General features: G+C 67.7%; 21 protein-coding genes and 6 pseudogenes. 16 read left to right on the top strand and 11 right to left on the bottom strand.

Translation table 11 applies throughout. From position 1 onward, the window contains the following. The first annotated feature begins 8 nt into the window (after nucleotides 1–8). From FNH09_RS14585 to FNH09_RS14570, 4 genes are all read left to right on the top strand, one after another. The gene (locus tag FNH09_RS14585) at nucleotides 9–602 is read left to right on the top strand and encodes a helix-turn-helix domain-containing protein (RefSeq protein ID WP_338017577.1); all 594 of its coding nucleotides are present in this window, start codon (nucleotides 9–11) and stop codon (nucleotides 600–602) included. Beyond that, complete coding sequence (locus FNH09_RS14580) at nucleotides 599–1,159, top strand: transposase (RefSeq protein ID WP_338017575.1); 561 nt, start codon at nucleotides 599–601, stop codon at nucleotides 1,157–1,159. The genes FNH09_RS14585 and FNH09_RS14580 overlap by 4 nt, the downstream gene beginning before the upstream one ends. 314 nt (nucleotides 1,160–1,473) lie before the next feature. After that, nucleotides 1,474–2,331: a serine hydrolase domain-containing protein gene (locus tag FNH09_RS14575; RefSeq protein WP_152887872.1), complete on the top strand. Its 858-nt coding sequence runs from the start codon at nucleotides 1,474–1,476 to the stop codon at nucleotides 2,329–2,331. 292 nt (nucleotides 2,332–2,623) lie between these two features. Continuing rightward, a complete protein-coding gene (locus FNH09_RS14570; RefSeq protein WP_152887870.1) occupies nucleotides 2,624–2,842 on the top strand; it encodes a hypothetical protein in 219 nt (72 codons plus the stop codon). A gap of 89 nt (nucleotides 2,843–2,931) precedes the next feature. On the opposite strand, the gene FNH09_RS14565 is transcribed toward FNH09_RS14570, so the two are convergent. Both FNH09_RS14565 and FNH09_RS14560 read right to left on the bottom strand, forming a co-directional pair. Next, complete coding sequence (locus FNH09_RS14565) at nucleotides 2,932–3,507, bottom strand: hypothetical protein (protein WP_238426676.1); 576 nt, start codon at nucleotides 3,505–3,507, stop codon at nucleotides 2,932–2,934. Nucleotides 3,508–3,549: 42 nt separating this feature from the next. After that, nucleotides 3,550–4,107 (bottom strand): hypothetical protein, encoded by a 558-nt coding sequence (locus FNH09_RS14560; RefSeq protein ID WP_152887866.1) that lies wholly within the window; start codon nucleotides 4,105–4,107, stop codon nucleotides 3,550–3,552. Nucleotides 4,108–4,948: 841 nt separating this feature from the next. Between FNH09_RS14560 and FNH09_RS14555 the strand changes: the two genes are divergently transcribed. The 3 genes from FNH09_RS14555 to FNH09_RS14545 all read left to right on the top strand — a co-directional run bounded on the left by FNH09_RS14555 (nucleotide 4,949) and on the right by FNH09_RS14545 (nucleotide 7,669). Next, complete coding sequence (locus FNH09_RS14555) at nucleotides 4,949–5,821, top strand: SDR family oxidoreductase (protein WP_152887864.1); 873 nt, start codon at nucleotides 4,949–4,951, stop codon at nucleotides 5,819–5,821. 47 nt (nucleotides 5,822–5,868) lie between these two features. Further along, nucleotides 5,869–6,282 (top strand): hypothetical protein, encoded by a 414-nt coding sequence (locus tag FNH09_RS14550; protein WP_152887862.1) that lies wholly within the window; start codon nucleotides 5,869–5,871, stop codon nucleotides 6,280–6,282. A 913-nt stretch (nucleotides 6,283–7,195) separates the two neighbouring features. After that, nucleotides 7,196–7,669, top strand: coding sequence for a hemerythrin domain-containing protein (locus FNH09_RS14545; protein ID WP_338017576.1), 474 nt, complete (start codon nucleotides 7,196–7,198; stop codon nucleotides 7,667–7,669). 901 nt (nucleotides 7,670–8,570) lie between these two features. Here the strand turns inward: FNH09_RS14545 and FNH09_RS14540 are convergent. The 7 genes and pseudogenes from FNH09_RS14540 to FNH09_RS14505 form a co-directional block, all read right to left on the bottom strand. Next, on the bottom strand, nucleotides 8,571–9,284 hold the full coding sequence (locus FNH09_RS14540; protein ID WP_152887858.1) for a DUF1345 domain-containing protein: 714 nt from the start codon (nucleotides 9,282–9,284) through the stop codon (nucleotides 8,571–8,573). Between the two features lie 1,666 nt (nucleotides 9,285–10,950). Then, nucleotides 10,951–11,532, bottom strand: coding sequence for a DUF2231 domain-containing protein (locus FNH09_RS14530; RefSeq protein ID WP_152887856.1), 582 nt, complete (start codon nucleotides 11,530–11,532; stop codon nucleotides 10,951–10,953). A 991-nt stretch (nucleotides 11,533–12,523) separates the two neighbouring features. Then, nucleotides 12,524–13,534: an SRPBCC family protein gene (locus FNH09_RS14525; RefSeq protein ID WP_152887895.1), complete on the bottom strand. Its 1,011-nt coding sequence runs from the start codon at nucleotides 13,532–13,534 to the stop codon at nucleotides 12,524–12,526. Between the two features lie 72 nt (nucleotides 13,535–13,606). Continuing rightward, nucleotides 13,607–14,536: pseudogene (locus FNH09_RS14520) on the bottom strand (IS3 family transposase); the annotation flags it as partial. 51 nt (nucleotides 14,537–14,587) lie between these two features. Continuing rightward, nucleotides 14,588–15,712, bottom strand: a complete 1,125-nt coding sequence (locus FNH09_RS14515) for an IS30 family transposase (protein WP_238426675.1) — start codon at nucleotides 15,710–15,712, stop codon at nucleotides 14,588–14,590. 71 nt (nucleotides 15,713–15,783) lie between these two features. Beyond that, nucleotides 15,784–16,065 (bottom strand): annotated as a pseudogene (locus tag FNH09_RS14510) (transposase); the annotation flags it as partial. A gap of 89 nt (nucleotides 16,066–16,154) precedes the next feature. Further along, on the bottom strand, nucleotides 16,155–16,631 hold the full coding sequence (locus tag FNH09_RS14505; protein ID WP_152887849.1) for a DUF5994 family protein: 477 nt from the start codon (nucleotides 16,629–16,631) through the stop codon (nucleotides 16,155–16,157). 294 nt (nucleotides 16,632–16,925) lie between these two features. Here FNH09_RS14505 and FNH09_RS14500 point away from each other — a divergent pair, with 294 nt between their 5' ends. The 7 genes and pseudogenes from FNH09_RS14500 to FNH09_RS14470 all read left to right on the top strand — a co-directional run bounded on the left by FNH09_RS14500 (nucleotide 16,926) and on the right by FNH09_RS14470 (nucleotide 20,270). Beyond that, nucleotides 16,926–17,501, top strand: coding sequence for a DUF5994 family protein (locus tag FNH09_RS14500; protein ID WP_152887847.1), 576 nt, complete (start codon nucleotides 16,926–16,928; stop codon nucleotides 17,499–17,501). Nucleotides 17,502–17,506: 5 nt separating this feature from the next. Beyond that, complete coding sequence (locus FNH09_RS14495) at nucleotides 17,507–17,695, top strand: hypothetical protein (protein WP_152887845.1); 189 nt, start codon at nucleotides 17,507–17,509, stop codon at nucleotides 17,693–17,695. A gap of 94 nt (nucleotides 17,696–17,789) precedes the next feature. Then, entirely contained in the window at nucleotides 17,790–18,056 is a 267-nt protein-coding gene (locus FNH09_RS14490) for a hypothetical protein (protein ID WP_338017574.1), read from the top strand. 49 nt (nucleotides 18,057–18,105) lie between these two features. Further along, on the top strand, nucleotides 18,106–18,378 hold the full coding sequence (locus FNH09_RS14485) for a hypothetical protein (protein WP_162468581.1): 273 nt from the start codon (nucleotides 18,106–18,108) through the stop codon (nucleotides 18,376–18,378). Between the two features lie 216 nt (nucleotides 18,379–18,594). Then, nucleotides 18,595–19,023: pseudogene (locus FNH09_RS14480) on the top strand (superoxide dismutase); the annotation flags it as partial. Nucleotides 19,024–19,215: 192 nt separating this feature from the next. Next, a pseudogene (locus FNH09_RS48500) lies at nucleotides 19,216–19,401 on the top strand (hypothetical protein); the annotation flags it as partial. A gap of 416 nt (nucleotides 19,402–19,817) precedes the next feature. Then, on the top strand, nucleotides 19,818–20,270 hold the full coding sequence (locus FNH09_RS14470) for a protein kilB (RefSeq protein WP_152887842.1): 453 nt from the start codon (nucleotides 19,818–19,820) through the stop codon (nucleotides 20,268–20,270). Between the two features lie 255 nt (nucleotides 20,271–20,525). Here the strand turns inward: FNH09_RS14470 and FNH09_RS49485 are convergent. Beyond that, a pseudogene (locus FNH09_RS49485) lies at nucleotides 20,526–20,675 on the bottom strand (CsbD family protein); the annotation flags it as partial. A 333-nt stretch (nucleotides 20,676–21,008) separates the two neighbouring features. On the opposite strand from FNH09_RS49485, the pseudogene FNH09_RS48490 reads away from it, so the two are divergent. Together FNH09_RS48490 and FNH09_RS14455 are read left to right on the top strand one after the other, a co-directional pair. Beyond that, nucleotides 21,009–21,124: pseudogene (locus tag FNH09_RS48490) on the top strand (AraC family transcriptional regulator); the annotation flags it as partial. A 132-nt stretch (nucleotides 21,125–21,256) separates the two neighbouring features. Beyond that, nucleotides 21,257–21,787, top strand: a complete 531-nt coding sequence (locus FNH09_RS14455; RefSeq protein ID WP_152887841.1) for a GNAT family N-acetyltransferase — start codon at nucleotides 21,257–21,259, stop codon at nucleotides 21,785–21,787. Nucleotides 21,788–21,882: 95 nt separating this feature from the next. Here the strand turns inward: FNH09_RS14455 and FNH09_RS14450 are convergent, their stop codons facing one another. Then, on the bottom strand, nucleotides 21,883–22,692 hold the full coding sequence (locus FNH09_RS14450) for a MerR family transcriptional regulator (RefSeq protein WP_152887839.1): 810 nt from the start codon (nucleotides 22,690–22,692) through the stop codon (nucleotides 21,883–21,885).

The raw sequence follows: 22,692 nt of genomic DNA, 5'->3' as shown, positions 1-22,692 counted from the left end.
AGTTGGGGGTGCTCGGGGGCGGGTGCTGGGCGATGGTTTTATGGGCACGGCCGGAGCGTGGCGAGGATGAGCGGGCTGTCGTTCGCCGGCTGGCGAGGGCGCGGAAGGCGCCTCGGGATGTGGTGATGCGGGCCCGGATGATCGAGTTGAGCTGGTCGGGGCTGCGGGTGCCGGCGATCGCTATGGAGCTTGGCTGCAGTCAGAAGACGGTCCGCTGCTGGCTGCACCGCTTCAACCGTCTGGGCCTGCAGGGACTGGATGATCTGGGCGGGCAGGGCCGCAAGCGGCGGATCACCGAGGAGGAGCGGTCCCGGATCATCTCCCTGGTCAAGACCGTGCCGCCGGGGCGGCTGCGGTGGGAGCCCGTCGGGGAATTGTGGGCCTTCGACGAGTCGGGACCGGCCGAGTGGACGCTGGATTCCCTGGCCGCGGCAGCACAGGCCGAAGGGATCGAGGTGGGCCGCTCGCAGGTGCGCCGCATCCTGCTCGCCGAGGGCGTGCGCTGGCGCCGCACCCGGTCCTGGATGCGGTCGAAGGACCCGGACTTCGTCCCAAAAGGACAAGGATCATCGGCCTCTACACCCAGCCGCCCGACGACGTGACGGTGATCTGCGCCGACGAGCTGGGGCCCGTGATCCCCCGAACCTTCCCGCCCGCACCCGCCTGGTCACCTGACGGGCACCGGGTCAAGGCGGAGCTCGACTACAGCCGCGGACCGCAGAAGACGTGGGTCTACGGCGGCCTGCGACCCTCCGACGGCCAGGCCCTGACCATGACCGCGTCCTCCCGCAACAGCGTCTTCTACCAGCAGTTCCTGCAGCGGATCGAGGACGCCAATCCGACCGGTCAGATCTGGATCGTCACCGACAACCTGTCCAGTCACAACAGCCTGTCCACCCGGACCTGGCTCGAGGACCATCCCCGCATCCACCACGCCTTCATCCCCGTCGGCGCCTGCTGGCTCAATCTCCAGGAAGGCTGGTGGCGCATCTTCCGCAAAGCCGCCCTCGCCGGCTGCTCCTTCGCCAACCCCGACGACATCACATACGCCACCGCTCTCGCGACCAGCCAACTCAACTCCCGCGCGAAGCCATGGACCTGGGGCAGGCCGGCACCGCCAACCCGACGACTACGACGCCGATATGTGTACAGAGTTTGAGGAATCCAGCACTAGGCCGTTGCATACGGACTGTGGACACTGTTGCTGGTGGCGCGCGCATCGTCGATGCGCATCCAGTCACCGCGCTCGGTCTGGTGCTGGCGGGGACAGGCAGCAGAGTGGGGGTGCCCGTTTGACGGCCGCTGCCTTCGAGGTGGTGGAGGGCGCCCACATGGGCACGGCCGTGACGGCGTTCCGGGTAGATCGGCTCCCTGCTCGCCACAGCGGTGCCGGGCGCCGTGTCGGCCGTGCGCTTCCTGGGCACCCTGCCGGACCGATCGATCGCACACCTTCTGCCGCCGACGGTAAAGCAGATGGCGACGGTGGCCCGGGACGGGACCGGCTCAGGGCGTTCGACGCCCCGATCGCGGACTCCGTGCGAGAGGCGGATCACCGTCCGCCAACTGCTCCAGCACACCAGCGGCATCCACGACGACGTACCCGGATACACCACGCCGGAGGAGTACTACCGGCAGCGCCACGACGTCTACAGCCCCGGGCAACTGGTGGCCCGCGCCATGGCCCACACGCCCGACTTCCCGCCCGGCGAGGGCTGGGGGTACTCCAACACCGGCTACGTCGTACTGGGCATGATCATCGAGAAGGTCACCGGCCGGCCCGCCCACGAGGAGATCGAGAACCGTGTCCTGCGCCCGCTCGGCCTCGACCGGACCCGATGGCTGGGCACCTCGCCCACGCTGCCCCGGCCGCACGCGCAGGCCTATCAGTTCTTCGGTCCCGGTTCCCGGGTGGACGTCACCGACCAGACACCGGTGGACCACACGATCCTGTCGTTCGTCACGACCACGCGGGACGAGAACGAGTTCCTGCGCGCTCTGCTCGCGGGCCGTCTGCTGCCGGCCCGGCAGTTGGCGCAGATGAAGCGGACCGTCCCCGTGAGCGCGGAGGTCGAGCGGCTCTGGCCCGGCGGCCGGTACGGACTCGGTCTGGTCGAACGTCCCCTGGGCTGCGGTGGATCCTACTGGAGCCACGAGGGCGGAGACGGCGGGTACATCACCCTCAACGGCGTCACCGAGGACGGCAGCCGAAGCGTCGTGGTCTCCATGTCCGAGGCCCGCGGCGACACCCTGGAACACATCCGGGAGCAGGAGAGCGCGGGCAGCGCCCTGGTCGACCACGCCCTGTGCGCCGGGGGCCGCGGCACGCGCTGAGCGGAGAGTGTCCCGCACGGGCGAAGTCCGTCGTCCGTGCGCCGTGGTTCTGTTCCGAGACGCCGCGATGCGGGTACCCGGTGTCGGTACAGATCGCGTCCGGAAGCGCCGCCGACGCAGCCGAGCCCGCGCGAGCGTCCGCTTCCGCGACCCCAACGGGTACAGGACGGCTTCACGACCGTCGTCGACGACCAGTGAGACCGGCTCGCCCCAGCGCGCCCTGTCGCACCGTCGTCCGCGTGCGGCATCGCAGACGCACCGCACGACCCGACACCCCGCCATCGGAGCGACCATGATCATCCTGGGCGTCATTCTGCTCGTCATCGGCTTCCTCACCGGGATATCCATCCTGTGGACCATCGGGATCATCCTGCTGATCCTCGGAGCGGTCCTGTGGATCCTCGGGGCGATGGGACACGCCGTCGCCGGCCGCACTGACGTCCCCGCACAGAAAAGCAGGGCTCCACGCCGTCGGACGGCTCAGAGCCCCGCTCAGGGGCTGACTTCCTAACCCCGCGGAAGCGAAGAACACTCACTCGCGTCCCGCGCTCTCACGTACTTCTCACGCACCTCTTACGTGCCGAGCAGCCGGCATACCTCTCACGTACTGAGCAGCCGGTTGAAGAAGGAGCGGTATCGGCGCAGTGCGCCGCGCAGTTCCTCGGTACTCACCCGCTCGCCCTGGCCCCACTGGCCTTCCAGGTCCTTCTTGTGCTGGGCGAAGGTGGCGGCCAGCGTCTGCATGACTTCCGCCACGAGGGCATCGGCGTCGTGCACGGCGTCGCGGGGGTCGTCCACGAACCTGCTCTGAATCCGCTGCCAGCGTTCGCGGTAGCCGTCCTCCTCGTCGTCCGTCAGCAGCTGGGGAACCTCGTCGTCCGAAGCACCCGTAGTGCTCTCGCCCGTGGCACCCGCGGTGTCGGGAGCACCCGCGGTGTCGGGGGCACCCGCGGCACGCTCCGTGTCCGTGTCCGTGACATCCGAGGAGCCGGGAGCAGACCCGGCGCCCGGGCGCTCCGCATCGTCCGACCCGGTGCTCTCACCCGGGTAGATCGGGGCGTTCGGGGCGGTCTCGCCTGTTCCTTGCGGCGCTCCGGTGTCCGATCCGGACGGTCGGGCCAGATCGTCGGTGGTCAGGCCTCCGGTCGTGCGATTCGTTTCCTCGTTGCCGTGCATGGTTTCCTCCATGCGAGTCGTGGCGTCGTGGTCGTCGTGACGTCAGGACCGGGCGGGCTGCGCCCGGCCGCCGTCGGAGAGCAACTCCTCGAACAGGGTGCGGTAGTGCACCATGGCACCCCGCAACTGCTCGGTCGTCGCCTGGCTGCGGGTGCTGAGGGTCTCCACGTCGTGTGCGGCGCGATAGTGGTCCAGCGTGCGGCCGTGTTCCACCGAGAGGTCCTTCATCTGCTGCTCGAACCCCTCGGTCGGGTACCCGCGCTCGTGCATCAGGGAGGTCACCAGCCGGTCGGCGTCATGTACCGCGTGCACCGGCCGGTCCACGAACTCTCCCTGGACCGTGTCCCACTCCCGCAGGTAGCGGTCCCGTGATCCAGGGGCCAGTGGCGTGATCTCCAGCGAATCGTGCCGTTGCTCGCGGTCCTTGAGCTCCCGCTCGGCCGCGCGCCGGCTGTCGGACTCGCCGACCGTCCTCTCGTATTCCGGGCCGAACCTCTCACGGAGGTGACGACGACGCTGCATGAGGGAGACCGTCACGGCGACCAAGGCAACCACCACCACGATCGCGATGATGATCGCCAGAAGCGTTCCTGTCGACATAGCCGCACGCTCCTCGAGGAGTAGTGATGTTCACTCCTCGGGTTCCCGCATGCACCATTCATACACAATCATGATCATTGGTGGCGATTTGACACTCGCGGCCACCGCGAACAGCCGCGACGACACCCGGGCCGGTGCGGCACGGCGGATCGTCACATCGGGGCAGCGCGCCCCAAGTGTGGTGCGGGCTCTTACCGTTGAAGGCGTCGTCGGAGCGCGGGCACACGCCGTCGTCGCCGGTGCGGCTCTACTCGGCCGGTACCGGGACCCACCAGACCAGAGCGGTGCCGCCGCCGTCGGGGGTGTTCAACTCCATTTTTCCGCCGAGCTGTTCGGCACGTTCGGCGATGTTGCGCAGACCGCTGCGGCGGCCGACACCCTATACCCGCCCGCCGGCATGAACGGGGCGCCGCGCTGCGCACCCAGCAAGGTCCTGCGCCGTGGCCCGCAGGACTCCGCCGCAGTCGGTTGCACCGCCAGCACAAGGTCAGGAGTCGGGGAAGCATGGCCAGCCGAAAAGCCGCCGCATCGCGGTCGCACTAGACGCGAGGCAGCCAACCAGCGCCGAAGTCCACCAGATCACTGCACGTTCTGCGTCGCTGTGCGAAAGCCCGCCCACGCGAACCGCTCCCTGGGGGGCGGAACCGGGCCCGGGGTGGTCGGTGACAGTGACGCCCGAAACCGCCAACCGCGCATGACGTGGGTGGCGGGGGTACTCGTTGTCTCGATCGACGTCACTATCCGACGGGCTCAGGCCTCTGGCCGTGCAGACGGCGACCTGTCACCGCCTGCAGCCAGGAAATAACAGACTTTGCTGCCCCAACATCTCCGGAGGCGGTCCATGCCCGACAATCCTGTAGACAAGCATCCCCGCCCCGACCTTCCGCAACAGGACCAGGACCATCCTGGATGGACGGGCCCCATGGACCCGCCGCCCGACCACGGTGAAGACTCCTATGAGGGCAGCGGACTACTCACGGACCGAAAGGCCTTGGTGACGGGTGGCGACTCCGGTATCGGCCGTGCCGTGGCCCTCGCATATGCACGCGAGGGCGCAGACGTCGTGTTCACCCACCTTTCCCAGGAAACGGATGATGCGGCCGAAACCACCAAGCTCGTCGAACAGGCAGGACGCAGGGCCATCGCTGTCGCATGCGACATACGCGATGAGGATCAATGCCGCCGTCTGGTGGAACGAACGGTCGAAGAGTTCGGGCGAATCGACATTCTCGTCAATAACGCCGCATACCAGATGTCTCAGCCGGACGGCATCGCCGCAATCTCGACCGAGCAGTTCGACCGGGTGGTGCGCACGAACCTGTACGGCATGTTCTGGCTCTGCAAAATGGCTCTTCCCCACATACCGGCAGGTGGCTCGATCATAAACACCACGTCCGTACAGGCCTACAAGCCGAGCCCGCACCTGCTGGACTACGCCACCACCAAGGGCGCCATCGTTACCTTTACACAGGGCCTGGCCCAGATGGTGGCGGGCGACGGCATCCGCGTCAACGCGGTGGCACCCGGCCCCGTGTGGACGCCGCTGATCCCCGCAACGATGCCGGACACCACCGAGTTCGGCAAGCAGGCTCCCCTCGGCCGGCCTGCTCAGCCCGCGGAGATGGCGCCCGCCTACGTCTTCCTCGCCTCTCCACGAGCCAGCTTCATCACTGCGGAAATCGTCAATGCCACGGGGGGCACACCCCTGCCCTAATCGAACTTCCGTCCTCGCATCCGAGACATGGGCGCAAGGGGAGCACCGTGAGCATAAACATAGCCGTGGACGACAGTTGCATCAGCGCATTCTGGAAGCTGAAGTCGAAGCGAGATATCAACACGGTGATCTGCCGTCTCAACGATCTCTTGGATAGGTGTGTCGTCGAACACGAAGGAAATCTGACGCACGACGAACTCATGCTCGCACTGCCCGCGGACGAACCCCGGCTCGTCATCTATGACCTGCCCTTTGCCGCCGGGGACGGCACGCGCCAGAATAAGATTCTTCTGATTTCCTGGCTGCCCCAAGGAGCAGCTCCCCGGCACAAAGCCGCCTACGGCCACGCTCACACCGCCCTGCGGGACACGCTCGACGGCAGCCAATTGCTGCCCGTGCAATCTACCTCGGCACCAGACCTGGACTACCACCGCCTCGCCTCCCACGCCCGGACGGCATAAGAACCCCGGGGCACTCCTCGGAACACGGCGGATTCACCATATCCGCGAGATATGCTAGAACGCCGACCGAAGGCCTACGCAACGCGCCATCGAGGCAATCCGCATGAGATGCGACTGAAGGGACAGATTGCCGCCCACCGCAGGGCGGCTTCCGCTGATCCGCGCACCTGCGTCCGCAGGCAGCGCCCGGGCGGCCGAAACCGCCAGATCAGCCGGTCATGGGTTCAAGCCGCAGGCCGTCGGCGCGTGAAGCACGCAGCCGGACGACAATCGACCACCTTGCCGTACGAGCAGACCGCCACAGGCCGGCTGCAGCTGCCGATCTGCACCGGCAACAGCCGTCGGCAACGCCCAGTCGCGACCAACGCTCGAACTCGGCCCGAATTAGGGCAGTCCCGTCGGCGCAGCAGGCCTGCCGACCGTGGAAGTTCGATCCCCGCCCGGTCTCGGGCCCTCATCCCTGTCCACACACAAAGAGACCGGGCACGGGCCGACCGTGTCCTGGTGCTGAAGGTATCCGGCACTTCCACTGGTCCGACGTGGTGATCGCGGATGAGCAGCACGTTCGAACGCGTACGTCAGCGTGGCCGTCTCCAGCTTGCCGTCCGACGGTCCGGTCATCTGCTTGTACGAGACCCGCGTCCGGTTTCGCCATGCGCCGCGGTGGACAGAAACCGCATCCCCGGCGGCCGAGACGTCTCACAGTAACGGCTCTATGCCCGCAGAGCGGCGGCGGCCGGACTGTCGCGCTGCTCTGAAGCCCGTCATCTGAGGGGTTCGGGCGTTCGGGCTAGGAGGCTCGCCTGTCAGGGCCACAACTCCGCAGTGAACGGACTCCCTATCCGTGTATCGGGTACACGGCGTCAGGGCGGAAGACCCGCTTCCCTCGATGACGTACGTAAGGGAGATCACGGTGGACGGGATCGTGCTGCTCAAGGAAGACCACAGGACGGTCGAGAAGCTGTTCAAACAGTTCGAGAAGGCCGGCGAAAATGCCCACGCCGAGAAGCGGAAGATCGCCGACCAGGTGATCGAGGAGTTCACCGCCCACACCTGGATCGAGGAGGAAATCTTCTACCCCGCTGCCCGGGAAGCCGCGCCGGACACCAAGGATCACGTCCTGGAAAGCGTTGAGGAGCACCACGTCGTGCTGTGGATGCTTTCCGAGCTCAAGGACCTCGATCCGGCCGACGAGCGGTTCGACGCCAAGATGACCGTCCTCATCGAGAACGTGCGCCACCACTTCGAGGAAGAAGAGAAGGAGTGGTTCCCCGAAGTCCGCAAGGCCATGGGCCGCAACCGCCTCACCGACCTCGGCGAACAGATGGAGAAGGCGAAGCAGAAGTCCCCGGACGACCCGCTGGCCGTCCCCAGCGCCGACCAGTAGCCACGGCATTTCCCCTGTCGGGTCGGCCAGCTCGCGCAGCAAGAAGGACCCAAGGGCAGCCCTGCCGCATACGAGCTGCCGCAGTGGAGGGCCTGTGGGCAGCGATCGTCGTTGCCCACAGGCATCACGCAGCGCTTTCCCTGTACATGCGTGACAGTTGGAGGCCCGTTATCACTCCGATTCGCGGGCTCTCACTCGTCAGCCTGCGGCTCGGGACCGGGCTACCGTGTTGTGTCGGCGGCGGCATCGACCCGCTGCATCCATTCCCGAACGCAGAGCCACACGGCCCGGAATTCGTCCGCTGCCCTCGCCCGCACTGTCGGTGCGGAGCAGCCATGAGGTCCGTAAGGCGCATCGCAGTCGAGTTCGGCGGGCTTGAATGGGGGCCAGCCGCGCCGCGGGGACATGTTGCCGGCCGCCAATCGCCGCAGTCAGCAGCAGGCGCCGACGGGGGCCATGCAGTTCGACGCTCCAGCCCTTGATGATCAGCTCAACCCCACGGACCTCGAAGCCGCCGCCCGTCGGTCGGCCGCTCGCGCCCGCGCCCTCACCCACCGCGCGCCTGCGACGCCCGGCAGCACGCTCTCGGCGTCGCCGCCCTCCAATTCCCGGCGCGGAGCGCAGTCAGCGCCAGGCGGCCGAAGCGATGACGGGAGTTACTCGGTTTCAGGCCGCTGGCGGGGTGCGGAGTTCGTACTCCACCGGGGTGGACACGCCCAGCGCGGAGTCCCTGCGCTGTCGGTGACGAGTTGCCAGGCGAAGCAGCCGGCTGTCTCCTGCGCGGCGTGGACTCCGTGACCTGGAAGGTCGGGGCCACCGTATCGCCGGGCCGGCGACCGTATCGTCGCCGACGCCGGGCAAGTCTCGCTTTGCTTCGCAGCACCTCGATGCAGTGGGCCAGTCAGTGAAGAACGCTCACCGCGCGGGCGATGACCAGGAGGGATGTCAGGAGGGCGGCAACGCTCTGGACACTCATCAGCAGCTTCGCGCGTGTTGACAGCGGCATCGTGTCGGTCGGGCTGAAGGCTGTCGAGTTGGTCACGGAGATGTACAGATAGTCCACGAGGGTCGGGACCCAGTCGGAAGTGCCGCTGGCGCCGTCGGCGACTTCCTCCACCACGTCGTCGTTCTCGTCCTGCGAGAAGCGGAAGTCCGCCAGTGGAAGATCTTCGCGGGAGGCCTGGGTTCGTGCGACAGGGCCACCCCGGTCCAGTTCCCAGTAGGCGAGGCCGAAGGCGATGATGTTGGTCAGCCAGACCTGTAGTGCGGCGACCAACAGGGAGCGGCTGTCTTTCACATCGGCGTGGACCAGTTCGCGAATGAGGATGCCCAGCGCGGTCAGATTGCTGGCCGCGATGAGAAGAACGAGAGTCAGCGACAGGAACCGAAAGGCCGTGGTCTGCCGAGTGAGCCGCTTGGGATTGATCGCGATCAGCGGCACCAGAAGAAGCAGTTCCAGGGCGGGCAGCACATAGCGTGGTGTGAGCAGGAGTTGTTGCGGCAGGCCCACGTACAGGATGACGGCGATGAGCGTCGCGACCACGCCAGGCAGCCGGGCTTCGCCGCGGCGCTCGTGTCTGGGATGCCTGGTCCGGGCTTCGACGCGGCTCTTCATGAAGGCGAAAGTCCTTGCGTGGGGTGCTCGTCGAGGGGAGCGGAGTCTACTCCGTGACGCCGGACGAGCCCGCGTCAGGAGATCCCTACAAGCGCATGGATTCACCCACACATGCCCTGTACCCCGCAATGGGGGTACCGCACGGCCGGACGCCGAGGCTTCTGCACCGGCCCGTGGAGGCAGATGCAGGGTAGCCGGGTGTACGAGAGGGAGCCAACGATGGACGGGAGTGAGGTCGGTGGCGGTCAAGACGTTGGCTGGGCGCGCTCGTTCCCGTGTCGGGAGGCGTGCCGGCAGGGCAGCAGTGGCCCTAGAGTTTGGGGTCCTTGCCGTGGGCCGCTGCCGGGCCGGAGACAGTGGACGCTGTCGTCCTGAGGTTGTCGGAGCTGCTCACCCGTGGTCACTTCCACGCACACGGCGCACAGCTCGTTCTTGCTTGGGATAGTGCTTGTCTGCATGTGAGCGTCCACGACGAGGATCCGACGCTGCCGCGGCAGCGTGACACGGAGGCGGGGAATCGGCCGCGGGACGGGGATTGCGGGGACGTTCGTCGATGAGTTGGGGGACGACGGGTCAGCGGCATGGCAAGACCGTGGCGGCGTGCTTCCGTCCGTTCGGCGCGGACCGGCACGGCGGCGGATGATCCGTGTCGGCTCCGGCCGAGGCGATCACATGCAGCGCCGGGTTCTGCCTGTATCCAGGGGCCTGTGCCCGACGGGGTCGGGAACGGAGTATCGGCATCCGTGTGGCGGTGGGAAGGATGAGTCGTTGTGGATCTGGCGCATGGATCGAGTGATGGCCCGGAGGGCTGGCTCTGAGCTCTGGGCGCTGTCGCGCTGTACGCAGTAATCAGTTACGGGCTGGAGTACCGGGCGCGCGCCCGGCGCGGATCCGGACACCCGGCCCGAGACGCCCTGCACGATCTCAAGGACTGCGAAGAACCGCAGTCGCCACGGCACCGCTTCGTCAGCCGCGTGATCATGATCTGCGGAGCGGTGGCCACCGGCCTGGTCGCCTTCGAGATCACTGGAGCTGCGCGGATACCAGCGGCCGGACTCATCGCTGTGGCGGCGGTGACCGTATGGGCGTACCTACGACCATCGCACGTACGAGCGCGGCTTTGGGAGTGACGGCAACAGGACGCTTCGACGGTGATTCCCGGCGTACGGAGCTGCTCACGGACCCGGACGCGGCTGCATGGCTTCGCTGGTTGCCTCCCGCGCCGCTTGCACAGAGCGGCCAACGGGGTACCGAGGAGCAGTGTCACTTCGGCATGGGAGGCGCGCAACCGACAGCGCGACGAGCCCCTTTCGCGTCGAGAGGTGCACCGAGTCGGCCGCTGTCGTCTCTCGGCGGGTTCTCCTTCCGCGTCCGTCCGTCGTCCTCCTCCCGGTCGCCGGTGTCACGTTCGGTGACCCTCTTGAGGGAGCCGGGGACGGCTTCCACGGCGCCGCTCGGCGTCTGCCTGGCCTCCGCGCCCGCCCACCCCGACGGAGAAGTCCACGGTGCTCCCGGGGCGAACGTCGCCCGAGCCAGGCTGTGACTCTGCGGACGGCCAACCTTGCTCCACCGTCCAACGGACCGAAAGCCCCACATGGCTAACGGCCTCTTTCACAGAGGGCCAGGACGGTATCCCTGACTGGGCATGAGGGCCTGCCGAGTCCGCTCAGGTCGCTGGATACGCTCCCACGGACTGCCGGTAGCTTACGTGGCCGCCCAGCGCACCGCTGACGGCGACAGCCGTGAGGCCGCCCAAAGACCAGAGTGTTCCTCTCGTGGAGCGGCCGCGCAGGCGTGCCGTCAGGGCCGCGGCGTAGCAGGCCACTGCGGCCACGTTGGAGATCGCGTGGACCAGACCGACCCGGGCCTGCTCGGGCGGCAGGTCCGCCCAGTCCGCCCAGCCAGCGAGCGCTGCGGGGGCCACCCCGGCCAGTCCGACGGCCGTGAGAGACGTTGCCGCCCGTTGCGTCGCTGGTAGGACGTCCAACACAGTGGACGACAGCCAGCAACCGATCGGCACCTGCACAAGGACGGGATGCACGGGGTGGCCCAGGGGCCTGCCCCGCAGCAAATCTCGCAAGCCGCCCAGGGGAAGGGAACGGATTTTGCGCTGCAGGGCGTTGATCATCGGATCGGCCACGGTAGTCCGTTCGAGCCGGCCCAGGGTGGTCAGCCACCATGCCGATGCGCTGCCGAGTGCCGTGGTCCGCCCGGCCGTGGGCGAGGTGCCGAGGTTATCTGCGTTCATACACGACGCCTACCCGGCGCCACACAGACCGCCACCCCACTGTGGCATCGACTGCACTCGAACGGCTCACCTGCCGAAGGGGACCGTCACCCAAAAGGCAACGCCGTCGTGCGTGACCGTGCTCGGAACGGCCAGCCGTCCAAACCTCGACGAGCGAGCCAACCTCTCAGCGGACGATCGCCTCGCGCAGTCCGACCTGCGACGCGTCCGCCCACGCGGCCCGCAACTCCTGTTCGCGGGATTGCGCCACGGCTCGCTCTTGGCGTACAACAGGCCCCAGGTGAAGCTGGGCTCTCCCGCCGCGTGTGCCGCCACCGTCAGATCCTCGAGGGCGTGCCGCGCCACGGCGCTGTCTGATGCTCTCCGAGCACCTGCTGCACAGCCTTGATGTGCTTGCCGAGCCGTCTGGCAGGTTGTCCAGCGCCGCCCGCGCCGGCTCGGTGGCGTACCGCGTCTTCTTGGCCGCCTTGCGGGCCTTGATGGAGGGCTGCGCCGCGGTCCGCCCCCGGGGAGAGTTCCAGAGGGTACGACCCGGACCTGCTGGAGAACCCGGCTCCGAAGGCCGGGCCATGCCCCGGCACCTCTTTCCCGCCGCCCATGCCGGAACCAGGCACCCCGAGTCGCAGCCGCCAGGACCATGCGTGTATCACTGGTCAGCAAGCCTGGACGGGCACCGGCCACAGGCTGGCCGCTCTGGCAGCGGCCGTACCCGGCGTGTGCCTCATGCCCGGCGCTGCCGGAACGCCCGCGCCTCGGATCGGGCAAACGCCTGCCCCCTCCGTCCGCATCACGGACGGCAACGATCCCCCTGGCCGGCACGTCCAGATCGAGTTGGCGACCGACGAGACGCATCGCGCCCTCGATGTCGCATTGTCCGTCCGCACGGCCGTGACCACGGCGGCGACGGCCGACGCTCCTGGTCCTGTGACGGTCGCCATCCTCGTCACAGCAATTGAAGCTGCCAAGGAATGACGAACTTCGACAAGGCCCCCTACCTCGACCTCGCGCCCTTGCCCTTGTCGCCCTCGCCCTCGCCCTCTTCGTCCTCCTCGTACACCTCGTCCTCGTCCTCGCCCTGGTCCCTGTCCTCGCCTTCGACCTGGTCCTCGTCTTCGTCCTCGTCCTCGACCTGGTCTTGGTCCTCGTCCTCGTAGTCCTCGTCCTCGTCTTCGGGGTATTCGTCCTCAGCGCCTTCCTCGTCGGCGGCCTGCTCCTGCTCCTCCTCGTCGGCAGCCTGCTCCTGCTCCTCTTCCTCAATGGCCTCCTCGTGGGTGCGGACCACCTCCCCGTCACGCACCTCCCCGCGCCAGCCCTCCGGCTCCTGGTCGGTCAGGGTGACGTAGCGTTGGAAGTTCTTGAAGTCCAGCCGCAGGCGACGTCCTTGAGCCCGCCAAATGTTGCCGGTCTTCTCGAAGAGTCCGGAGGGGTAGTACTCGACGACGAGCACGATGCGCGTGAGCGTGGGGGTCAACTCGTGGAAGCTGACGCAGCCACGAGTGGTGCCCTTGGCGCCCTCCGAGGTCCACGCGATTCGTTCGTCGGGCACCTGTTCCTGGACCGTCGCCTTCCAACCTCGCGTCGACGGGCCCACCTTGACCTTCCAGTCGCTGTCGGTGTCCTTGCCCTTTGACACGCTGCGGACACCTTTGGTGAAGGTGCTGAACTTCTCGTACTGAGTCCAGTGGTCGTAGGCCGTGCGAAGCGGTATCCCGACGTCCAGTACTTCGATGATGTTCATGACCTTGGGGGTGCCGGACCCACGGCCTTTTCCGCCTCCCCCGCCGAACGCCCCCTTGACCTTGTCGACTACGTTGTCCTTGATGCTTTTGGCCTTCTCACCGATCAGAGCCTTGACCGGTGAGTCACCTTGAAGCATCCGCAGACCCGCCTTGGGGAGGACGCCGCCGCTTTCCGCGACGCCTGTGAGTCCGTCGGTGACGTCACCCAGTTTGTCCCCGGCCTTGTCGGCCAGGTTCCCTATCTGCGCTCCCAGGAAGCTCATGAACTCGCCGCGCAGCCGGTCCAAGCCCGAGCCCTGATCGCCTTCTGAACCGCTCCGGGTTTGATCGAGACTCTAGATCTTGACTGTGACCTGGTGTTTTGCAGTCTCGCTGTAGTAGTTGGTCTCGTATTCGGCGGGTGGGATGTGCCCTATTTCACCGTGGAGTCGGCGGTGGCAGTACCAGTCGACCCACTCGGCGGTGGCCAGCTCGACCTCGGAGAGCGTCTTCCAAGGCCGTCGGGGCTTGATCAGCTCGGTTTTGAAGAGTCCGATCGTGGACTCCATCAGGGAGTTGTCGTAGGCGTCGCCGACCGATCCGATCGAAGCGGCGATGCCGGCCCGGTCGAGGTGTTCGGCGAGCGCGAACGACGTGTACTGCGACCCGGCATCGCTGTGATGTATCAACTCGCCTTTCTCGTAGGTGTGTTGGTCGCGGTCGCGTTGCCACAGGGCCATCTCGAGGGCGTCCAGGACGAGGCGTGTCTCCTTCGAGGTGGCTGCCGACCAGCCGACGATGCGGCGGGAGAAGGTGTCCACGACGAAGGCCACGTAGACGACGCCGGCGAAGGTGGCGACATGGGTGAAATCGGCGACCCAGCAGCGGTTCGGGGCCGGGGCGACGAAGTCACGGTCCACCAGGTCCGGGGCCCGCTGAGCACTCGCATCGGGGATCGTGGTGATCACCTTCTTGCCGCGGACCGCTCCGGTGATGCCAAGGTCGCGCATGAGCCGTTCGACGGTGCAGCGAGCCACCAGAACGTTCTGCCGGTTCAGGTGCCGCCAGATCTTCCGGGCGCCGTAGACACGGTAGTTGGCCTCGTACGCCTGAGTGATCAAGGTCTTCAGTTCGGCGTCGCGGACGGTGCGGGCAGAGGGTGCGGCCCGGCGTTTGTGGTGGGCGTAGTAGGTGGACGGTGCGATCTTGCAGTCGTGGTCGGTCAGGACCCGGCAGATCGGCTCGACGCCGCCGAAGCGGTCCTTGTGCTCGTCGATGAACGCTACGAGCGTGTGTGTGGCCGGTCGAGCTCGGCCGCGAAGAAAGACGCCTTAGATTCAACCGGTCAAGGCAACACTCTCGGCTGGTGTGCGGAATCCCAGACACTTGCGCGGACGGTTGTTGAGCTTCGCCGCGATGGCGTCAAGGTCGTCCTGGCTGAACGTCGACAGGTTCGTGCCTTTGGGCAGGTACTGCCGGAGCAGCTTGTTGGTGTTCTCGTTGGTGCCACGTTGCCAGGGGCTGCGCGGGGCTGCGAAGAACACGTCGACACCGGTGTCGTCGGTGAACCGCTTGTGAGCTGCCAGTTCCATGCCGCGATCCCAGGTCAGCGTGCTGCGCAGTCGAGGATCCATGCGTTCGTAGGTCTGGGTCAGAGCGGGAACGACCACGGTGGTGTGGCGGCTGGCGAGTTTCACGACCGTGAGGAACCGTGACTTCCGGTCGACCAGCGTGGCGACCTGGCTGTTGTTCGAGCCGATCACCAGATCGCCTTCCAGATGCCCGAACTCGCTGCGGTCTCCCGCCGCTTTGGGCCGCTCCTCGATCGGTCGGGCATCGACGATCTGTGAGCGCCACTGTCCCTTCACCGTGTGGCGCTTGTTCTTCCGGATCGGGCGGCCGGTTCGCAGGCGCTTGCACAGCTCGCGGGGGACCACCTTCCAACGGGTGGTGTAGACCGATCGGTAGATCGTCTCGTGGCTGATCTCCATCGCCGGGTCGTCACCGTGGTGCAGACGCAGGTGGCCGACGATCTGTTCCGGCGACCACTCCTCCTTCAGCAGGGTCAGCACCGTCTGCCTCAACGCGGGCCTGCGGGCGAGCAGGCACTGCTTCGGGCGCCGGGCGCGGTCAAGTGCCCGTTCCTGCGCGGCGATCGCCCGGTAGACATCGCGTCCGCCGTTGTTGCTGACTTCACGGCTGATCGTCGACACCGCACGCCTCAGGAGGCCGGCGATGGCCCGGTAGGACTCTCCGGCACAAAGCCTGCGCGAGATCTCCTCCCGCTCGCCCATGGTCAAGCTTCCGACGCGCGCTTTGCGGGGTTCGGGAGCGATCCCTCCGTGATGCTTGAGGACGGTGAACACCGAGCCGGGCGGCTTGCCGATCTGCCTTGAGATGACGCTGATCGACTCCCCGGCCCTCCACCGCCGCCACAGGTCGGCCTTCATCTCGTCCGACATCCCCGGTCGACCCATTCTCGCCACGTAAACCGTCCTCAACCAGCACTGTTGCTCTGACCGGTTGAATCTAAGGCCGCTGCCTTCAGGATCTCGTTGGCCCGCTTGAGCTCGGCGTTCTCCTTCTTCAGCGCCTTCATTGCCGCGGACTCCTCCGTGGTCGTCCCCGGACGCTGCCCGGAGTCGATCTCGTCCCGCCTGACCCAGTTGCGCAGCGTCTCGGCAGAGCCGATGCCGAGCTTCTGCGCGACCGCCCGCAACGCGGCCGACTCGTTCGGGTAGTCACCACGGACTTCGGTGACCATACGGACTGCTCGTTTACGCAGCTCAGCGGGGTAGGAGGAGGGACGTGCCATGACTCGATCCTTTCATGGAATCGAGTCTCCACCGAACCCGGAACGGTTCAATCCGCTCTTCAGTGAACTACCAGGTCAACGACCTGGTCCTATTCAGGTTCGGCTGTGGCGGCGATGAGGATCTGAGCGGCCTCGGTGATGTTGTCGGCGCGGACGGCGCGGGCCATCGCTTCGCGGGCGGCGTCCGCGGTGGTGTCCGGGGGAACCACCAGCAGGGCGAAGTGGTCGTTGTGGCCGCGGGTGATGAGGACGGTGTCGTCGCCGACCGGATCGGAGTCGAGGTGCACGACCTGGTCGTCGATGACCAGGCGGGTCGGGAGGCCGTTCCAGGCGGATGCGTCCACGCCCACACGGGTGATCGGCCCGAGGTGCCCGGTCAACACGCTGATCAGCGCCGGCAGCTCGGTCTCGATGTCGCGGGTGCGGGGCCACCACGCGCCGTCCAGGCGCCCCTCCCGGGACCGTGTGGTCTCCAGCCGCAGCAGGGCCGCGCCAGGTTTGACCGCCTGGTGGATCGCATCCGGCAGGAGCAGGGGCGGCCTGTGGGGAATGTCGGAGTCAGCCATGTGGATCCGCCCGTCAACGGAGTGCGGCCGTGGCTCGTCGCAGGTCAGCACCGGTGCCCGGCCGACGACGTAACGCGAGCCTGCGTCGTTTCACGGTACTCCCGTCGCCCGCACCGCCGCCCTCCACAGCGCCTCCACCGGAATATACCTGGTCACACCGGATATTACCCGTCAAGCGGGCGTACAGTGAAAGCACCGGAGGTACTTCGCGCACCGGCTTTCATGCAGGTGCCATCTCCGGCGATCGCCTAAAAACCGGGCTGCCGACGGGCAGCCCGGGGGCAGGGTCGCATCATGACCACCATCCTCGACCGGAACGCGCCCCGCGACCTTGTCTCAGAGCTTCCGGCCCGCTTGTCCCTCACCCCGAAGACCACCGTCGCCGGCCAGTTGGACGGGGCCTGGTGGCCCCGCTCGCGCGACCTCGAAGCCGAGCTCCCGGCGCTCGTCGCCGCCCTGGCGGAGCCCTGGGGCCGCGTCACCCGCGTCACGGTGAACCCCACGCGCTGGCCCGTGATACCGCACACGGTCGCCGTGGACGGGCACACACTGCACGTGGGGTGGTTCACCGAGCAGGACCCCGACAAACTGATCCTGCTCGGCTACACCGTCGGCCGCTGGGACCTACTCGTCATCCCGCCCGAGACCGATCCCGCAGCCGCCGCCCGCCTGATGGCCGCCGCCGCGATCCCGGGCAGCGCCCTGACGGCAGGCGTCCTCATGGCCGACGAAACCGTCATCGGGCGCGGCATCCGAGACGCCCGTCGCCGCGAAGCCACCTGGGAGGGCGAAGGCGGGGCCTGCCTGTCCCCCTTCGGGAACCCGATGGACCGAAGCGCCCTCCCGCTGCCCGGAAACGGCTGGAGGTGAGATCCGTGGAGACTGTCGTCCTCATCGCAGTGATCTTCGTCGCGATCGCCATCGGAATGCGCTGGATCCACCTGCTGAACGCCCAGCACGATGCGCGGATCGCGGCCTACCACTTCAGTGACCCCCTGCCGAGACCTCCCGGTCTGCCGGACGACATCGGTCGTCGAGCCCACCACACAGATGCCGACCGGTGAGGAACAGGCCTTCCTCCGACCGGGGGCAGCGGTCGGGGCGCCACGGCGCCCCGACCCGCCAGCCTCTCACCCACCCTGAAGGGAACACGCCCAGGTGAAGCACATCGAGACCCAGACACTGCCATCGCTCGGGCACGCCGAGGTACGGATCACCGCGCACACGCCCGAAGCCGCCCGCGCGGTCGCGGAAGCCCTTCGCGGCTGCTTCGCTGGAGCGGAACAGCGCAGCTACCCCGGCCTCGACGGCGACACCCGCCTCCACCTCACCGTGGACACGGCAACACCCGCCGGCCCCGCCCGCTCCTGGCTGGCCACCAGCCGGACCCCCGTCGGCACCGGCGCCCACTCCGACGAGATCTGAGAGGCCCGACGGCCCCGGAGCCCGCACCCGCACAGGAGAGGACGCAGTCGTGGCCACACTGCGCGAACGCAAGACCTACCGCGAACAGGTGCTCCGGGTCCTGTACGAGGCCGTCGAAGGCAACCGCCTCCTCGGCATCACCGGAGCACAGCTGCGGCGCGACCTCCACGTACCGGAACAGGACCTGGCCGCCGCCTGCACCTACCTGGCGGGCGAAGGACTGATCACCGTCGACTGGGAACCCGGCAACACCCCCGCGATGGTCACCCTCACCCACGAGGGAATCCGACACATGGAGGCCGAGGAGGAAGAGCACGGCTGAATGCCCTCGAACACACGTGAAGAGCCTGGCAGGCGGGTAGCCAGTGGTTCAGTCGGACTTCCGAGTCCCCAGGATCAATATCAAGTGCTTACAGTAGCGTTATTGGCTGTTCCGCTGGCCTCCACGGTCGGCACCGCAGTCCAATCGGCGGGTATCTCCTCCAGGTCACTCCCCAGATGATCTAGTCCAGGGGTCAGTGATCGTAGGCGGTCAGTGCTGGTCGGCCTGGAGAAGACCTTCGCCTTCAACCTCTCCGGCCACGTCCTGCACCCGATCTTCTGGCAGAACCTCTCCCCGGACGGCGGCGACCGTCCCGACGGCGCCCTCGCCGACGCCATCGACGAGCACCTCGGCGGCTTCGAGGCGTTCAAGCGGCAGCTCACCGTCGCGACCACGTCCGTCCAGGGCTCCGGCTGGGGCGTCCTCGCCTGGGAACCCCTCGGCCAGCGTCCGATCATCGAGCAGGTCTACGACCACCACGGCAACGTCGGTCAGGGCACAACCCCGCTGCTGGTCTTCGACGCCTGGGAGCACGCCTACTACCTGCAATACAAGAACGTCCGTCCCGACTACGTCACCAAGCTCTGGGACCTGGTCAACTGGGAAGACGTCGCAGCCCGATACGCCGCAGCCACCGGCGCTTGATCCAGCATCACCCGGCGGGCCGGGAAGCCGCCATGGCTTCCCGGCCCGCCGACTCGTTTCAGCGACCGTCCAGCCAGGATCAGAAGGACGCACCGAGAGAGTTCTCGGCCTCGCGGATGATCCAGCGCCGCCGGCCTTACCGGGTGTTGTGGTCGTCCTGGGTTTCATCGCCCGGTGAGGGGCGACTGTGCCGGTGCCGGCCCCGCTCGCGCCTACGTCGAGCAGCTGCTGCCCGACGTCCTGGACGGCACGATCGCCCCCGGCCGTGTCTTCGACCAGACCTTCCTCCTCGACCGGACTCCGGAGGCCTACCAACCGGGAGGGCGTGGCCAAGGCGATCGGCGTGGCCAACTTCTACTCATGTCCGGAACCTACTGAGGGCCATCCGACCGCGACCGCGTGCGCCTTCCATCCTCCGGAGGGGAAGGACGAGCCCTGGAACAGCGAGTGTGACGGGCAGCTTGCGAGGGAAGACCATCGCGGGGCCCGCCGACGTGCACGTGAGGCTCGCCGCCCTCAGCGTGCATGCCGGTGTCACCGCCTGCGGAGGCGAATGGCGCCGTTGTATGTGCCGGACGGGCGGCATCGGCAACCGGACCTGCCGGCGGAACGTCTCATCAAGGGCACCGGCAGTCGACCGGGGGCACGCCTGCCAGGTGCTGTGTCCGGCGGGTGTTCTGGCCCGACGCCGTCCGTCTCGGTGTCGCACCCAGGTACGTACGCCGGAAGGTGACACTGACGCCGCGGCTGTCGCACAGCCGCCTCACTACTCGCTGTCCGGGGAGGACGCCGCGATGTGGTCCAGCATCATTGCTGTCGTCGGCACCTTGCTAGGGGGCGCGCTCACCGGGCTGCTGCAGATCAAGAGTGCGCGGATGGCCCAGAACGCCGCCCGCGCCGAGCAGAGGGAAGAGGCGCTGCGCAGGGCGCTGGGCGAACTGGTGGCAGCCCTGGGCGACCACCGGCGGGCTCTGTGGCATCGCGAAGTCCTGCGCCTGGACCGAGTGAGTGAGGAAGCCGTCGAGGCAGCCCGCACGGCCTCCCGCGCCACGAGCTCGGCCGTGAGCGGCCCGCTGGTCACGGTGTCCGTTCTCGAGCAGTCCCTGGCCGAGCCGGCTCGGCAGGCGGCCCTGGCCGCGTTCAACCTGCGTGACGCCGCCGACCACTCCGACCCGGCCTCCCGCCGCGAGGCCGCCATCGCGGCGACGGACGAGCTGGTCACGGCTGCCGCCAGAGCGATGTCCTGACTTCCGAGGTCTGCCCGCCGCCCCCGCCAAGGCGTTGGCCTGACCCTCATGGACGGCCTCCGGCACGGTGACGGGCGAGCGGGCCCCACCTGTGTCGCCTTGATGGTGAACGCCTTCGCGCAAGCGCGTCGGACATCCGTGTCCGGCCGCCCGGCACGCAGCTGTCGCCCGCGAGAAAGTGGTCCGCGCAAGTTCCGGGGATGCCTGATGGCTGCCGTGGGCTCGAGGGCAGCGTCCGGTCCGCTTGCGGATCTGGTCGGTGGCCCGTTCGGTCATCTCGTGTGCCTTGGCGCGCAGCTGCTCCCGGCGGCCTGACTTCTGCATGGACTTGTTGCCCAGGGCCTTGCCGAGAGTCTCCTTCATTTTGCCCATGACCTGCTTCACCTTGGCGTGTTCCTTGGCCATCAGCCTTGCCGATTTCTCGAAGATGCATGCCGCAACCGGCACGGTCGACCGTGCGGCATGTCGAACATCTGCCTGAGCGCTTGCTGTGGTGCGCTGACCCCGGTGCCGACACGGAGCTGATCGAGCAGCTTCGCGGCCAGGCCTCTTGACTCCGACGAGAGTCGATGTCCGGTGATGTACCCGCGAGCCCGGCGGCTGCGGTGCAACCTGCCGACGGCGCCGACCGGCTTCGAGCACGCGCGCCAGCCAAGCCGCCAGGCGCTGACATGCCCTCGCCACGGAACAACGCGCCCGGGACACTGAAGATCTCTTGCCGTTCATGAAGGAGTCGCGATGCAGGCTGCGGTGGTCACCTTCGCGGGTTCAACGAGCTCGACAGCTTCATCGCCTCCGCGCTGATCAACCGATGCCACAAGGCCGGCCTGGAAGCCTTCATCAATACGCCGACGGCCCGTGCAGCACTCGCGGAGTCTGCGCCGATACCGGGTCCAGCGGAGCGGCGATGGTGGTGACCGGCAGGTCCGGGCCGACGCCGGAAACCGCCTGATGACGGGGGGCGGACGAGTGCTAGCCTCGCCCGCATGCCTGAACTGAGCGCCCCCACGCACCGGTTGCACGCCTCATGGCTCGCGGCCCGGGCCGAGTGGTCTCCAGGCGCTCACCAGGACGGAGCGGGCCTGCGTCTCGCGCCGGATGCAGACCTCGCCGACCCCGAGGTCTTCTCGGAGTGGACCGAACGTCTGCGACGGCAGTCGGACAGGGCGGCCGCCGTGGGAGAAGGGCGCGTCCATGCCACGCATTGGTGGATCGTCGAGGGCGACAGCTATCTAGGAGCCATAGATCTGCGGCACTATCTGAACGCCGTTCTGCTCGACATCGGCGGGCACATCGGCTACAGCGTGCGCCCGTCCTTCCGAAGGCGCGGCCTGGCCACCTGGGCTCTCGGGGCCGTGCTGCCCGAGGCGCGCGCACTCGGCCTGGACCGAGTCCTTGTCACCTGCGACGACGCCAACACCGCGTCCGCACGCAGCATCGAACGCAACGGTGGTGTCTTGGAAGACGTTCGCACCACCGAGGCGGGCGTCAAGCGCCGCTACTGGATCAGCCTGTAGACAGCGGTACGGGCGACTGCGCCCGATACAACCACTCGTGGACAGCAGCGAGTTCGCAGGATGCGAGCGCGGCGAAGCCCAGCGCACAGCCTTGCTCAGCGTCTGCACCCGGCACGCTCCCTGAGCAGCTCGATGGCGCGGCGCGCGGCTGCGGCCTGGGCGGCAGGGAACTCCGCGAAAAGGGCGTCCGCGAAACCGTCCTTCTCACCTGATCCACCCTTGTCCTCCGCAGCGGTGATCGCCTGCACCGCCTCGTGCGGGATGCTCTCGACGATGGCCCGGGCGGTACTTTCCACCCGTGGATCGTCTGCGGCTGCCTCGGCCAGTGCGTCCATCCGGGCGTAGACCGAGTAGGTGCGCCGCACGGCCTCGGCGTCGGTGCTCAGACTCTGCCCCATGGCGTAGAGCCAGTCGCGGTCGCCGTCCGGCGAGCCGGTCTCCAGCAGGGCCAGCAGCTCTCGCTCCTTGGCCGCCATTGCGGGCTCCGGTCCGGGAAGCTGCGCCGAGGCACGGGCCATGGTGTCGAAGAGGGTGGCGAGTTCAGGGGAGATCGGGGCCTCGGCGGGCAATCGCCCGGTCCGCTCGGCCTGCTCGAGCAGTCGGCCCAGGCGGACGCGGCGCCGGCGGATGTCCTCCTCTTGTCGGGCCAGGTCGGCGTCCAGCTCGGTGAGGATCTCGACGAGATCCTTGCCGAGGTCGTCCGCCAGTACGTCCTTGACTTCGTCCAGGCTCAGGCCGAGCTCGGTCAGCCGGCGGACGCGGGCCAGTTCGACGGCGTCGCGCAGCGTGTACTCACGGTATCCGTTGGGCTGGCGCGGCGGCTCGGGCAGCAGCCCGATGCGGTGGTAGTGCCGCACGGCACGGGTGGTGATGCCGACGACGCCGGCGAGCTCTCCGATTCTCAT

The organism is Streptomyces adustus (assembly GCF_009377175.1).
Lineage (GTDB): Bacteria > Actinomycetota > Actinomycetes > Streptomycetales > Streptomycetaceae > Streptomyces > Streptomyces adustus.
This window is presented reverse-complemented; position numbering and strand designations above follow the sequence as displayed.